Here is a 13,965-nt window from a genome sequence, read left to right as displayed (position 1 = left end):
GTGCGATCCGGTTGTCCTCGTTACTGGACCAGAGTGTGATAGCACTTAGAGAGGTCGTCATTGTGAAGTGGCGATGAAGTAAGGTGGAACCACGTATTGAACGTCCTTATAGGGGACGTTTTTTTATTTATTAGGAGGCAGTATGAAACAAATCCAAATTCCTTTGGGCATGCGCGATATTATTTTAGAAGATTGTGCAAAGAAAACCGCTCTACAAAAACGAATTGAAGGTGTTTTTGAATCCTATGGTTATCAACGAATCATGACACCATCGATTGAATTTTTTCAAACCTATCAAAACGCATTCAGTGAAGTGAATGAACAAGATATGTATAAGTTCTTTGACCAGGATGGGCAAATCCTCACATTACGAATGGATATGACCGTACCGATTGCTCGTGTTTGTGCATCCAAATACACAAAGATCAAACCGCCCTATCGAATTCGCTATTGTTCCAATGTATTCAAAGTACGACAAATGTTTGCGGGACAACTTGGTGAAGTCAGTGACTGTGGTGTGGAATTGATTGGTTTGGATTCCAGTCATGATTTGGAAGTTTTAGTTTTAGCTTTGGATACCATGGAAGCTATTGGTGTAGATGACTATCAATTAGAAATTGGTAATAGCGATTTCTTTAAATTAGCTTGTCAAACGCTACAATTGGATGCAGATGTTCAATATGAACTGGCTGATCTTGTGGATCGAAAAAGCATGGTGGAATTAAAAGAATTTGTGAAAAAACTACATCTAGAAGATAAGGAAGCCCATTTCTTTATGGAATTACCATTATTATCAGGTAGTCCAGATGCATTGGATAAAGCCTTGGAATTGAGTTTCAATTCGGCATTGAAAGCCGTCGTACTACAATTGAAATCTCTGTATGAGAAATTATCCGAATTGGGTTATGGCTCTCATATTCAGTTTGATTTAGGAAAAGTTCCACATTTGGATTATTATACCGGTATTATTTTTGAAGGGTATGTCAATGGGGTTGGTCATAGTGTCTTAAGTGGTGGTCGTTATGATTCGTTATTAAAGAAATTTGGTCGTGACTTACCAGCTTGTGGCTTTAGTGTGAAATTGGATTATTTATTATCGGTTGTGAAAGCACCAAAAACCAAAACCATAAAAATTTGTTATCCGGAATCCAAACAAGTGGAAGCCTTGAAAAAAGCACAAGAAGTTCGTAAAACCAATCCAGTGGAATTGGTCATTTGGGATCGTGAAGAAGTGGAGGTCGTCGAATGAGTTTATCAATAGCCTTAACGAAAGGTCGTTTGGAAAAGAAAACCGTAGCCATGTTGGAAGAATGTGGCTATGGCATTGAAAATCTAAAAGATAAAGGACGAGCTTTAGTTTTTGAAGATACCAAAAAAGACATTCGCTATTTTTTAGTAAAGTCCAATGATTGTTTGACCTATGTTGAACACGGCGTTGCTGATTTAGGCGTTGTTGGAAAAGATACCATCTTAGAAGGTGGCAAAGAATATTATGAAATGCTCGATTTGGAAATTGGTAAATGTAAATTCATCGTGGCCAGTTTACCTGACATTGATCTATTGAATAAAGTTGGTCATATCAAAATTGGGACCAAATACCCCAATGTAGCCAAAGCTTATTTTAATGCGAAAGGCATGGATGTTGAAATCATCAAGATCGATGGTTCCGTAGAATTATCACCGATCCTGGGGCTGTGTGATGGCATTGTGGATATCATGGAAACCGGGACGACCCTAAAAGAAAATGGGTTGGTTGTCTTAGATGATGTTTGTCCCATCAGTGCCCGTGTTATCGTAAATAAAGCCAGTTTTAAATTGAAACGACAAGAAGTCATGGATGTGTTAAAAGATTTGGAAAGAATGGTGAAACAAAATGCTGCAGCCCATCAATAAAAATGATTATCAATCGTTATCTTCGTATTTAAAAAGTCGAAGCCAAGAAATTTCCAGTGACATTTTAGTTACGGTATCCAATATATTAAAAGATGTTCGTGAACAGGGAGATGTCGCATGTAAAAAATACACCAAACAATTTGATGGTATTGAAATGGATACATGGAAAGTATCTGAAGAAGAATTAGACGAAGCCATTTCACATTGTGATCCTTTCTTTATGGAATCCATGGAAAAAGCCAAAAAGAATATTGAATATTTTCATCAAGCTCAAGTGGCTCAATCCTACATTCTCCAAGAAGAAAAAGGTGTGTATTTGGGTCAACGGGTCATTCCTTTATCCAGTGTGGGAATTTATGTACCAGGTGGAAGAGCCCAATATCCAAGTAGTGTATTGATGAATGCGATTCCAGCTGCTGTTGCTGGTGTGAAACGCATCGTGATGGTCACACCACCCAATAAAGAAGGAAAAATCAATCCGAATATCGCATTTGCCGCAAAACTTGCCGGTGTGACCGATATTTATAAAATTGGCGGAGCCCAAGCTATAGCTGCCTTAGCCTATGGTACGGAAACCATTCCATCGGTCGATAAGATTTGTGGTCCGGGTAATATTTTTGTGGCAGCCGCGAAGAAATTAGTTTATGGCAAAGTCGATATCGATATGATTGCCGGACCAAGTGAAATCTTAGTCGTGGCTGATGATCATGCCAATCCAGCCTATGCAGCCGCTGATCTTTTATCCCAAGCTGAACATGATCCGATGGCGAGTCCGATTTTATTGGCAACGAGCCAAACCAAAATCGATGAAATTAATGCAGAATTGAAAGTACAATCAGCACAATTGCCAAAGAAAGAAATTGTGGAACAAAGTTTGAAAAATTATGGAAAATCCATTCTTTGTGATTCTATTTCGGAATGTATCGAAATTGCCAATGAAATTGCACCCGAACATTTGGAATTGATGGTTGAAGATCCGATGTCGTATTTAGCCCAAGTTGTCAATGCGGGCAGTGTCTTCATGGGATATTACACTTGTGAAAGTATTGGAGATTATTTTGGTGGAACCAACCACGTATTGCCAACCAATGGCACAGCGCGATTCTCCAGTGCTTTAGGTGTTGATAGTTTTGTGAAACGGTCTTGTTTCTTACATTATTCAAAAGAAGCTTTGGATGCGTATGGACAATATATCATTAAGATGGCACAAGAAGAAAATTTGGATGGTCATGCGAATGCAGTGAAAGTGAGGGTCCAATCATGGGAAAAGAAATAGAAGCATATCAAGCACATACACAAACGGGTATTTTATTGAATGCGAATGAATCACCTTATAATGTATCGGAAAAAGTCATGGAAGAAATGGTCGATGTTTTACCTCCCATTGAAATGAATCGATATCCAGATGATGAATGCACCGAACTTCGTCAAGCCTATGCGCAAGTTAAAGGATTAAAACCGGAACAAATCATTGCCGGGAATGGATCGGATCAATGTTTATCGTTGGTGATGTCAACGTATCTGGATCATGAAAAAACCATGTATACCTTATCTCCTGATTTTGGTATGTTTGATTACTATGCATCAAGTTATGAAGCCAACATTGAAAAATATGTCACCAATGAAGATGGTTCTTTTGATGTCGATGATTTTATTCAACAAGGCAATGAAAAAGGCGTGGATTTGGTTTTATTTTCAAATCCTAACAATCCAACGGGACATTGTGTATCTAGAGAAGATATTTTGAAAATTGTACAAGGCTTTTCTTGTCCTGTTTTGATTGATGAAGCCTATATGGAATTTGGTAATCAATCCGTATTGGATCAGATTGAGCAATATGATAATTTATTGGTTACGCGTACATTATCCAAAGCGTTTGGTTTAGCTGGTCTTCGTGTTGGTTTTGTTTGTGGAAACGCCAAACGCATTGCCCAACTCAATCAACGGAAAGTACCGTATGCGGTCAATACCATTTCTCAAAAGCTCGCGACAATTGTTCTAAAACATTATGAAGATATTTCCATCGTTATCCAACAAACAACTTCATTCCGCGATGAAATGTTGGATAAGTTGATGTTGTATCGCTTTGTGGATTTTTATCCAAGCCAAGCCAACTTTATTTATGGCAAGGCAGAAAATAAAGAATTATTGTTGAAATTATTTAAAGAAGCGGATATCACGATTCGTGATTTTGCGGGTACGGATCATTTCCGTATTTCGATTGGTAATAAACAAGAAAACGAAGCTGTATTGAATGTTATGTCACAATATGTGAGGGAAATGCTATGAGAGAAGCGCAAATCAAGCGAACAACCAAAGAAACCGATATTGAAGTCCATGTGAATTTGGATGGTACGGGGCAAACCCATATTGATACAGGTGTTGGATTCTTTGATCATATGTTAACTCTCTTTGGCTTTCATGCAGGAATTGATTTGGATGTAAAAGCACAAGGCGATTTGTATGTTTGTGATCACCATACAATTGAAGATTGTGGCATTACTTTAGGACAGGCGTTTGCCCAAGCTTTAGGTGATAAAGTAGGTATTACACGATATGGTTCTTTTACTTTGCCAATGGATGAAACGTTAGCCAACGTTACTTTGGATTTTAGTGGTCGTCCATATCTCGTTTATCATTGTGAATTGAAACGCGAACAAGTAGGTACCATGTCTTGTGAAATGGTTGAAGAATTCTTACGGGCGTTTGCGTTTGCGTGTGGTTTGACCTTACATGTAAATGTGTATTATGGCAATAACGATCATCATAAGATCGAAGCCATATTTAAGGCTTTGGGCCATGCGATTAGTCAAGCCATTGTTGTAAATGGAGATCGTGTATACAGTACGAAAGGAAAACTAGAATGATTGGTATTATTGATTATGGCATGGGAAACTTAGCCAGTGTCCAAAATGCATTGAATCATTTAGAGGTAGAAAATAAAATTATTTCTGATCCTACCGCATTAAAAAAATGTGAAAAATTAATTTTACCAGGTGTTGGCGCTTTCCGGGATTCCATGCAAAATATTCATGATTCGGGTATGTATGAGATCATTTGTCAATTGGTCAAAGAAGAGAAGAAACCTTTACTTGGCATTTGTTTAGGTATGCAAGTGTTATTTGAAGCTGGACAAGAAGATGGCTATACACCGGGTTTTGGCTTTTTAAAAGGGCAAGTGATTCCGATGACGGATCCATCGATTCGAATTCCGCATATTGGCTGGAATCAATTGGAAAAAGCCCAAGATCATCCCGTTTTTAATAATATATCGGATCGACCTTTTGTTTACTTTGTACATTCCTATTATGCGAGTGATATGGATTCACAAGATCTATTGGGCTATTGTCACTATGGTCCATATCAGATTCCAGGATTGGTTTATCATGAAAATGTATTGGGTGCACAATTCCATCCGGAAAAAAGTGCAGAAGATGGGTTGAAAATATTAAAGTATTTTGTGGAGGAATTTGTATGATCATATTGCCAGCCATTGATATTATTGATCAAGCGCCTGTGCGTTTGTATCAAGGAGATTATGGAAAAAAAGAAGTGGTGGGCGATAGTGTTTTGACCATCGCAAAACAATTTGAACAAGTAGGAGCTGATTATATCCATCTTGTGGATCTAGATGGGGCCAAAGAAGGTTCGAAGAAGAATGCGAATCTGATTTGTGAAGTAGCTTCTACAGTTTCTGTTCCTTGTGAAATTGGTGGTGGTATTCGCACCATGGAAGATATTACGTATTATTTGGAGCGTGGACTTTCTCGTGTGATCTTAGGAACGGCTGCCATCCATGATCAAGCTTTGTTGAAAGCAGCCATTCAGAAATATGGTGATAAAATTGCCGTTGGTATGGATTGTAAGAATGGATATGTTTGTGGTGCAGGTTGGCTCGAAGATAGCGAATACTATTATCTAGATTTTGCGAAAGAGATGGAGAACTTGGGTGTTCAAACCTTGATTTTTACAGATATTTCTAAGGATGGCACACTACAAGGTCCAAATATGGACATGTTGAAACAATTGAAAGATGCGGTATCGGTACACATTACGGCCAGTGGTGGTATTCGTGATATGTCGCATATTGCCGCTTTAAATGATTTAGATGTATATGGCGCGATTACTGGTAAAGCGATTTATTCCGATACATTAGATTTGAAGGAAGCTATTCAATATTGTAAGGAGCATCATCATGTTGACTAAACGAATTATTCCTTGTTTGGATGTAAAGGATGGAAAAGTTGTCAAGGGCATTAACTTTGTAGGTTTAAAAGAAGTGGGGGATCCCGTCGAATTGGCTCGTAAATATTATGAACAAGGAGCGGATGAATTGGTTTTCTTGGATATTACGGCTACGCATGAACATCGCGATACGATGGTGAATGTGGTGAAGGAAGTTGCCAAAGAAATTTATATGCCATTTACGGTTGGTGGTGGCATTCGTACGATTGAAGATGTTCGTAAGATGTTGCGTGCCGGTGCTGATAAAGTCAGTGTAAATAGTGCGGCTGTCAAAAATCCCAAATTGATTTCAGAAGGTGCGGAACAATTTGGAAACCAATGCATGGTTTTAGCTGTTGATGGCAAGAAACGAGAAGATGGTTCGGGTTGGAATGTCTTTGTCCATGGTGGACGGATCGATACGGGTCTGGATGCGTTAGAATGGATCAAACAAGGTGTTGCCTTGGGTGCTGGAGAAATTTTATTGACAAGCATGGATACGGATGGAACTAAGGCAGGTTATGATCTTGAATTTTGTAAAGCCGTGCGCAATGAAGTTCCTGTTCCTGTGATTGCGAGTGGTGGTTGTGGTTCGTTGCAACATTTCTATGATGTATTTGATCAAGAAGCAGCGGATGCCGCTTTGGCAGCTAGTTTATTTCATTATGATGAATTAACGGTGCGTGATGTCAAAGAATATTTAAAAGAGAAAGGAATTCCAGTACGTTTATGATTCAAATTGATTTTAATAAAGGGGATGGTCTTGTTCCTTGTGTGGTTCAAGATGTAGAGAATGGCCAAGTTTTGATGCTGGGTTATATGAATGAAGAAAGTCTACAAGAAACATTGCGTTCAGGCCTAGCTACGTATTGGTCACGTTCTCGTAAGGAACTATGGAAAAAAGGCGAAACCAGTGGTCATTATCAACATGTCAAAGAAATATTGGTTGATTGTGATGAAGATACGATCTTATTAAAAGTTGTGCAGGATGGAGCAGCCTGCCATACAGGACATCGTACTTGTTTTTATCGGACATTAGAAGGAGAAGAAGTGAAATGAAAGCGTTAGAGCGGGATTATCAAACGGTTGTCGAAAGAAAAGCCAATCCAGAAGAAGGTAGTTATACAACGTATCTTTACAACAAGGGATTGGAAAAAATATTAAAAAAAGTAGGAGAAGAATCAACAGAAGTTGTTATTGCGGCTTTGTCTCAATCTAAAGAAGAATTGATTGGTGAGATTTGTGATCTTTCCTATCATGTGTTGGTGTTAATGGCTGAAAAAGGTATCACATTAGAAGATGTGGAAGCAGAATTAGATCGTCGTGCTGAAAAACAACATAATCTAAAAGCAGAACGTAAGCCAATCGTAAATCGATAAATACCAATTGGGATGTCATTCTTTCCAGATGGATTGAAAGAATGACATCTTTTTTTTATTATACAGGTGTAAAGAGGTTATAACAGAGGGTAGAAAAGCTCTGTAAATGCTCAAGCCGGATGATAAGATAAGAAATGCGAAAATTTTGCATACTTCAGAAGAAGAGAAAGAAAGCTACATCAGGATGAGATATAACGTAGGAAGGAGTTCCCAAATGATAATAGTGAGGAGCTCCTTTCATTTATACAAGTGTGAGAGACAAGGTTTCAAAAAGAGAAATCAAAAGCACTTGGGGGAGGAATCGGCTGATTCCTTTTTTTATGGCATCCTATATCGATAGAATAAATTTTTGAAACAAAATAAATATAACGCTTACATATGATTTTACAAATAATATATTTTTGTTTTTGCATAAATTCAAAAATATTGGTTGTTATGGTGCTTGATTTTCGACATAATGAAGACACCAACAAGGAGGAAGAACTTATGAAAGCGATCGTCCATTTAGAACCAAAAGAATTTATTGAAACTATGTATAAAGAGAAAGGAGAAATGAAAGCTCATCCATATGTATTGGATTGCGGTTTAGCAGCTATGATCTATATGTTTGATGGTACAGACGGTAATACCTATTACTTAGATCGAGCCTTTACAGCTTGTCCAGAAATCATTGATCATCAGAATAAAGAATTGTTGCATGCAGACATCTATCGTAAAGTGGCATTGATTCATTAATACAGAACATAATATGTATCAAAGAAGAGCTAATCGGAATGGTTAGCTCTTTTTCGTGGTATACTGGAACCATGATAAAAGATTTAAAATTGGTTGTTTGCGATATCGATGATACCTTGGTCGTTCGCCATAATTTATTAACACCAAGGGCCAAACGAATGATCAAAACGCTGAAAGAAAAGAATATTTATTTTGGTTTAGCCAGTGGGCGTCCTTTATATGATTTGGATCATATGATGGAAAAATGGCATATTGAACCCGCTGATATGTTAATTGGAATGAATGGATCCAGTCTTCGCGATGCTGTTCATCAAAAAGAATATACATATTATCTAATGAAACCAGAATGGATCAAAGAAACGATTGAGATCATGAAACAGTTTCATGCCAATCCCATTATTTATGAGGATGATACAATTGTTTGTGTCAAACGAGATACAACGGTTATTAGTTCTGCTCTTTCTGGACATCGATCCATCCATAAAGTGGATGATATCGCATATCTCTATCAAAAAGAAAATGCGAAGATCATGTTTCGAATTAAAGCCAATCAAATGGAAGAAGTGGAATCGTATTTTCAAGCCCACCCCAGTCCAAACTATATTGGCTTTAAGACCCAGCCAACGTTATTTGAATTCACCAATATTCATACGGATAAAGGGTATGCATTGCGTCAATATTGTGAAATCAATGGATTATCACCAGAACAAGTCATGGCATTTGGGGATACATCCAATGACAATGGCATGTTGGAATACAGTGGGCTCGGCGTTTGTTTAAAGAATGGTTCAGAAGATACAAAGGCGATTGCCGATGTAGTGACCGATCGACCATGTACAATGGATGGTTGGGCAGATTTTATGGAAAAATATTTTGATAGGAGGCAACAAGATGGTGAATGATTCCATTGGTATATTTGATTCAGGATTGGGAGGAATCAGTGTATTATCCGTTGCCCAAAAGCAATTACCAAAAGAAGATTTTATTTTCTTGGGGGATTCCAAATACAATCCATATGGCACCAAAACCAAAGAAGAGATAACACAACGTTGTTTAGCAATTTGTGATTGGTTTGTATCGCAACATGTGAAAGCAATCGTGATTGCGTGCAACACCGCAACCAGTGCTTGTGTAGACTTACTACGCAATCGCTATGATATTCCCATTATTGGGATGGAACCAGCTTTGAAAGTAGCTTGTGAAATTGGGCCTAAACAACATATTGCGGTATGGGCTACAGAATTGACATTAAAAGAACAAAAGTTTGCACGATTAATGGATCGTTTTGATGATGAACATACCATTTATCGGGTACCATGTCCACAATTGGTTCGTATCGTTGAAGAAGATCAACTGGATAATGAATCCATGATTGAAAGGGTATTAACTGAATATTTACATCAGAGTCCAAAGGTTGATAGTATCGTTTTAGGATGTACTCATTTTTTGTTTTATCGGAATTTTCTAAAGAAACTTTTACCAGAAGATGTACATTTAGTGGATGGCAATTGGGGAACCATTCGTCATTTGGAAGATATTTTAAAACAAAAAGGAGAATTAAATGACCAAGGCGGATCCATCGTTTGGAAAAATACGGATCCATCGAAAATAGATTTATCAAAAAAATTACTAAAAAGAATGGAGGAGATTACATGGGATTAGCATGGAAAGATTATGATGAAAAAAAACAAGCAGAAGTGATGTCTTTTTGTGATGATTATATGGCTTTTCTAAGTAAAGCGAAGACGGAACGTCGATTTGTGCAGCTGGCTATTGAAAAAGCCGAAGCAGCTGGTTATCGCAATATCGAAGAAATCATTCAAAAGAAAGAGTCGTTGCATCCTCAAGATAAAGTGTATATGAATCAGATGAATAAGGCGGTTGCTTTGATGCAAATTGGCGATGATCCTTTAGAAGATGGAATGAATATCTTAGGTGCACATATTGATAGTCCTCGTTTGGATTTGAAACAACATCCGCTCTATGAAGAGGGAGATCTGGCCTATTTTGATACGCATTATTATGGCGGTGTCAAAAAATATCAATGGGTAACCATTCCGTTGGCTATCTATGGTGTGGTTGTTTTGAAAAATGGGCAAACGATCGATGTGGCTATCGGTGATAAAGAAGAAGATCCTGTCTTTGTGATCAGTGACTTATTGATTCATTTGGCTTCGAAACAAATGAATAAAAAAGCGGATCAAGTCGTGGAAGGAGAATCGTTAAATGTGACGATTGGCTCGATTCCTTTGGCAGATGGAAAAGAGGATCCAGTCAAAGCACATATCCTGCAAATCTTAAAAACGAATTATGGATTTGAAGAAGAAGACTTTATCAGTGCGGAATTAGAAGTTGTACCAGCAGGAAAAGCTCGTTCTTGTGGATTGGATAAGAGTTTGATCTTAGCGTATGGACAAGATGATAAGGTTTGTGCCTATTCTTCCTTACGAGCTATGTTGGAAGATCGTCATCTACAACGAACAGCGGCTTGTTTATTGGTAGATAAAGAAGAAGTAGGTTCACAAGGAGCAACTGGTATGCAGTCACAATTTTTTGAGGATTTTGTAGCTGAAGTCTTGTATGCTTTAGGCAAAGATTCAAACTTAGCTGTTCGTCGAACATTGCTTCATTCAGCTATGTTGTCGAGTGATGTATGTGCTGCGCATGATCCAAATTATGCGGATGTATCCAGTCCCAATGATAACCAACCAAAATTTGGCTATGGTTTGGCGTTCAATAAATATACAGGTGCTCGAGGCAAGAGTGGTTGTAACGATGCGAATGCAGAATATATCGCACAATTACGTGCCGTTATGGAAAAAGGAAATGTCCATTGGCAAACCGGTGAATTAGGTAAGGTCGATGCTGGTGGTGGAGGAACCATCGCTTATATCTTGGCTAATTATGGTATGCGTGTCATTGATTGTGGCGTACCACTTCATAATATGCATGCACCCCATGAAGTATCATCCAAAGCCGATGTGTATGAAGCGTATCGCGGCTATAAAGCGTTTATAGAATTTATGAGGTAAGAAAATGAAAAATGAAACGATCACATTAGTGGCAACCGATTTAGATGGAACTTTTTTGGATTCAAAGAAAAAAGTGCCAGCCATTAATCGCGAAGCAATCAGTGGCTTGAAAGATCGCGGTATTTTATTTGGGATTGCTTCTGGACGTCCCATTGAAACCGTTCGTCCGATGATCCATGATTGGGGCATTGAACAAGATGTAAGTTTTATTGTCGGGATGAATGGTGGCGTCTTATATGATCTACGACGTCGTGATAAAGAAGAATATCATTTGATTTCTAGTGATGTGGTACTGAGGATCATTCGTTTTTTTGAAGATTTGGATGTTGAATTTCATGTGGTCATGGGGCCTACTCGTTATACGAGCAAATCCAATGAAAAAACAAGAGCAGATTCCAAGATGTTTGGCGAAACGGAAATTGAAGTCAATATGCATGAATTTATGCAGAATCGGGACATCAATAAATTAATGATGCATTTTGAATCAGATTATATGCCGGTTGTATTAGAAAGAGCCAGTCACTTCTATGATGATCGTGTTGTTGGTTTTGCGACCAGTGATACTTTGTTCGAATATGTGGATCCACATATCAACAAAGGATTTGGAATGAAGAAATTAGCGAAACATTATGGTGTTCCTTTGGAAACAATCATGGCTTTTGGAGATGCACCCAATGATCAAGAAATGTTAGGGTTAGTAGGTTGTGGTGTATGCATGGCCAATGGATCCAAAGAATCCAAAATGAATGCGAGATATGTAACAACGTTGACCAATGATAAAGGGGCTGTTGGTCATTTTATTAAAGAGTATCTATTGGAAAAGGAGAAATAAATGTCAGCATGGGATGAAATTTATTGTCGTATTTGCGAAAATATCTTACGTCAAGGAAAACAAGTACAGAATCGTACGGGCATTGATTCCATCAAGATTCCAAGTGCGTATTTCACCTTGGATGTAGGCGAAGAATTTCCAATTTTAACGACAAAACAATTATTTATTCGACAAGCCGTCTTAGAAATGTTGTGGATTTATCAAGTACAGTCCAATGATGTACGATGGCTACAAGAACGAAATGTTCATATTTGGGATTTATGGGAAATCGATGAAAACGGTGATTGGAAAGATCAAAAAACGGGCAAAGTGTTGAAGCATTTTGATCCAAAATATGCACATACAATTGGTACCGCATATGGTTACATTGTCAAAAAGATGGGTTTGATAGATCGATTGATCGATAGTCTAAAAAATACACCGGATGATCGTCGTCGTGTGATGTCTTTGTGGCAAGATGAATATTTGGATACGGCTGTATTACCAAGCTGTGTTTGGTCAAGCGAATGGGATATCACCGATGGAAAATTGAATGTGTGGGTCCATCAGCGAAGTTGTGATGTACCGTTGGGATTGCCATTCAATGTCACGCAATATGCCGTATTGTTGTGTATGTTAGCGCAAGTAACCGGATTGAAACCAGGTGCGATGAGCTGGTCCATCAAGGATGCGCATATCTATGTGAATCAAGTCGATGGTATTAAAGAACAACTCCATCGATATTATACAAAAAAGCCGTTACCAGCACCTACGTTATGGCTGAATCCAGATATCAAAGATTTCTATGATTTTGATCATAGTAAAGATATTACAGATATTAAATTATTAAATTATCAACATATGGGAAAGATTGCTTTTCCAATATCCCAATAGAAGGAGTGTAATGAAATTAATTGAAATTGCCGCGGTTGGCAAAAATTATGAACTAGGAAAAAATAATGATTTAATTTGGCATTTGAAAGGGGATATGCAGTTTTTTCGGCAAACCACAAAGGGGCAGATTGTTTTGATGGGTCGGAAAACGTATGAGTCATTGCCACATTTGTTGCCAGGTCGCCATCATATTGTCATTTCACGTTCGGATCCGTTTGTAGAACCAGAAGTAGAAGTCTTTTCAACGATTGATGCGTTTATGAAAGCGTATAAAGAAAAGGATGTCGATGTCTATGTGATTGGTGGTGCCCAAATTTATGCACAGATGTTACCGTATGCCGATGAATTGTTGTTGACACACATTCAAGATGCTGAAGATGCCGATGTTTATTTTCCGATGTTTGATTCTTCTTTGTATGAAAAAACGGTCTTAGCAGAAGATGAAGAAAATGATGTGGCATATGAAATTGTAAAGTATACAAAACAAAAAATATAGGAGAGCGAGAAGCTCTCCTTTTTTAAGGGGGAAGGATAAACGAACAATCAAAATTGAATAATAAGCGACTATTCGCCGATAACTTTTACGTTATTGGCTTGTGGTCCTCGATCTGTTTCAACCAAATCATACGAAACGGTTTGGCCTTCTTCAAGATTTTTGAAACCATCAGCTTGAATGGAAGAATAATGAACAAATACATCTTTACCATTGGCATCGATGATAAATCCATATCCTTTTTCGGTGTTAAACCATTTTACTTTCCCTGTTAACATAATTACATCTCCTAAAACTAACTTTCCTTTTTACGAAGGAAAATGGAAAGGTACTCCCCCATGCATAAATTATAATTCAAATATAGAAAAAAATAAATGTATCGATTCGGTTTTTTTTGAAAAGATGAATTGTCAAATTAAGTGCAACACGATGTATGTGAGTCTGTTTCGTTCATAACTTCATTTGGTGTCTTATAGCCAAGGAACTTTCGTGGCCGATTATTCA

Annotated in this window: 18 protein-coding genes and 1 other annotated feature (1 of these 19 only partly in view); of the genes, 17 read left to right on the top strand and 1 reads right to left on the bottom strand. The window is 37.8% G+C overall.

What is annotated here, in order from left to right:
• Positions 1-111 (top strand) — a binding site (T-box leader); it begins 119 nt to the left of the window's first position.
• Between the two features lie 31 nt (positions 112-142).
• From hisZ to EDX97_RS04625, 17 genes are all read left to right on the top strand, one after another.
• Positions 143-1,249, top strand: coding sequence for an ATP phosphoribosyltransferase regulatory subunit (gene hisZ / locus EDX97_RS04705; RefSeq protein WP_128520042.1), 1,107 nt, complete (start codon positions 143-145; stop codon positions 1,247-1,249).
• Complete coding sequence (gene hisG, locus EDX97_RS04700) at positions 1,246-1,893, top strand: ATP phosphoribosyltransferase (protein WP_128520041.1); 648 nt, start codon at positions 1,246-1,248, stop codon at positions 1,891-1,893. Before hisZ ends, hisG begins: the two co-directional genes overlap by 4 nt.
• On the top strand, positions 1,874-3,169 hold the full coding sequence (gene hisD / locus EDX97_RS04695) for a histidinol dehydrogenase (RefSeq protein WP_128520040.1): 1,296 nt from the start codon (positions 1,874-1,876) through the stop codon (positions 3,167-3,169). The genes hisG and hisD overlap by 20 nt, the downstream gene beginning before the upstream one ends.
• Positions 3,154-4,182 (top strand): histidinol-phosphate transaminase, encoded by a 1,029-nt coding sequence (gene hisC / locus EDX97_RS04690; RefSeq protein WP_128520039.1) that lies wholly within the window; start codon positions 3,154-3,156, stop codon positions 4,180-4,182. The genes hisD and hisC overlap by 16 nt, the downstream gene beginning before the upstream one ends.
• Positions 4,179-4,760: an imidazoleglycerol-phosphate dehydratase HisB gene (gene hisB / locus EDX97_RS04685; RefSeq protein WP_128520038.1), complete on the top strand. Its 582-nt coding sequence runs from the start codon at positions 4,179-4,181 to the stop codon at positions 4,758-4,760. Before hisC ends, hisB begins: the two co-directional genes overlap by 4 nt.
• Positions 4,757-5,371 carry an imidazole glycerol phosphate synthase subunit HisH gene (gene hisH / locus EDX97_RS04680; protein WP_128520037.1) on the top strand — a complete coding sequence of 205 codons (615 nt, stop codon included), beginning with the start codon at positions 4,757-4,759 and terminating at the stop codon, positions 5,369-5,371. The genes hisB and hisH overlap by 4 nt, the downstream gene beginning before the upstream one ends.
• Positions 5,368-6,099: a 1-(5-phosphoribosyl)-5-[(5-phosphoribosylamino)methylideneamino]imidazole-4-carboxamide isomerase gene (gene hisA, locus EDX97_RS04675; RefSeq protein ID WP_128520036.1), complete on the top strand. Its 732-nt coding sequence runs from the start codon at positions 5,368-5,370 to the stop codon at positions 6,097-6,099. The genes hisH and hisA overlap by 4 nt, the downstream gene beginning before the upstream one ends.
• Positions 6,089-6,850 carry an imidazole glycerol phosphate synthase subunit HisF gene (gene hisF, locus EDX97_RS04670; protein ID WP_128520035.1) on the top strand — a complete coding sequence of 254 codons (762 nt, stop codon included), beginning with the start codon at positions 6,089-6,091 and terminating at the stop codon, positions 6,848-6,850. The genes hisA and hisF overlap by 11 nt, the downstream gene beginning before the upstream one ends.
• Positions 6,847-7,176, top strand: a complete 330-nt coding sequence (hisI, locus tag EDX97_RS04665) for a phosphoribosyl-AMP cyclohydrolase (RefSeq protein WP_128520034.1) — start codon at positions 6,847-6,849, stop codon at positions 7,174-7,176. The genes hisF and hisI overlap by 4 nt, the downstream gene beginning before the upstream one ends.
• A complete protein-coding gene (gene hisE, locus EDX97_RS04660) occupies positions 7,173-7,496 on the top strand; it encodes a phosphoribosyl-ATP diphosphatase (protein WP_128520033.1) in 324 nt (107 codons plus the stop codon). The genes hisI and hisE overlap by 4 nt, the downstream gene beginning before the upstream one ends.
• A 486-nt stretch (positions 7,497-7,982) precedes the next feature.
• Positions 7,983-8,231, top strand: coding sequence for a hypothetical protein (locus tag EDX97_RS04655; RefSeq protein WP_128520032.1), 249 nt, complete (start codon positions 7,983-7,985; stop codon positions 8,229-8,231).
• 71 nt (positions 8,232-8,302) lie between these two features.
• Entirely contained in the window at positions 8,303-9,133 is an 831-nt protein-coding gene (locus tag EDX97_RS04650; RefSeq protein ID WP_128520031.1) for an HAD family hydrolase, read from the top strand.
• Complete coding sequence (murI, locus tag EDX97_RS04645) at positions 9,123-9,893, top strand: glutamate racemase (RefSeq protein ID WP_128520030.1); 771 nt, start codon at positions 9,123-9,125, stop codon at positions 9,891-9,893. Before EDX97_RS04650 ends, murI begins: the two co-directional genes overlap by 11 nt.
• Entirely contained in the window at positions 9,884-11,263 is a 1,380-nt protein-coding gene (locus EDX97_RS04640) for an aminopeptidase (protein WP_128520029.1), read from the top strand. Before murI ends, EDX97_RS04640 begins: the two co-directional genes overlap by 10 nt.
• A gap of 4 nt (positions 11,264-11,267) precedes the next feature.
• Positions 11,268-12,095 (top strand): Cof-type HAD-IIB family hydrolase, encoded by an 828-nt coding sequence (locus EDX97_RS04635; protein WP_128520028.1) that lies wholly within the window; start codon positions 11,268-11,270, stop codon positions 12,093-12,095.
• The gene (gene thyA / locus EDX97_RS04630; protein WP_128520027.1) at positions 12,096-12,968 is read left to right on the top strand and encodes a thymidylate synthase; all 873 of its coding nucleotides are present in this window, start codon (positions 12,096-12,098) and stop codon (positions 12,966-12,968) included.
• 10 nt (positions 12,969-12,978) lie between these two features.
• Positions 12,979-13,464, top strand: coding sequence for a dihydrofolate reductase (locus EDX97_RS04625; protein ID WP_128520026.1), 486 nt, complete (start codon positions 12,979-12,981; stop codon positions 13,462-13,464).
• A 68-nt stretch (positions 13,465-13,532) separates the two neighbouring features.
• Here EDX97_RS04625 and EDX97_RS04620 read toward each other — a convergent pair whose 3' ends face one another.
• Positions 13,533-13,739 (bottom strand): cold-shock protein, encoded by a 207-nt coding sequence (locus tag EDX97_RS04620; RefSeq protein WP_128520025.1) that lies wholly within the window; start codon positions 13,737-13,739, stop codon positions 13,533-13,535.
• Positions 13,740-13,965: the final 226 nt, after the last annotated feature.

This window comes from Absicoccus porci, from assembly GCF_003725415.1.
Lineage (GTDB): Bacteria > Bacillota_I > Bacilli_A > Erysipelotrichales > Erysipelotrichaceae > Absicoccus > Absicoccus porci.
This window is presented reverse-complemented; position numbering and strand designations above follow the sequence as displayed.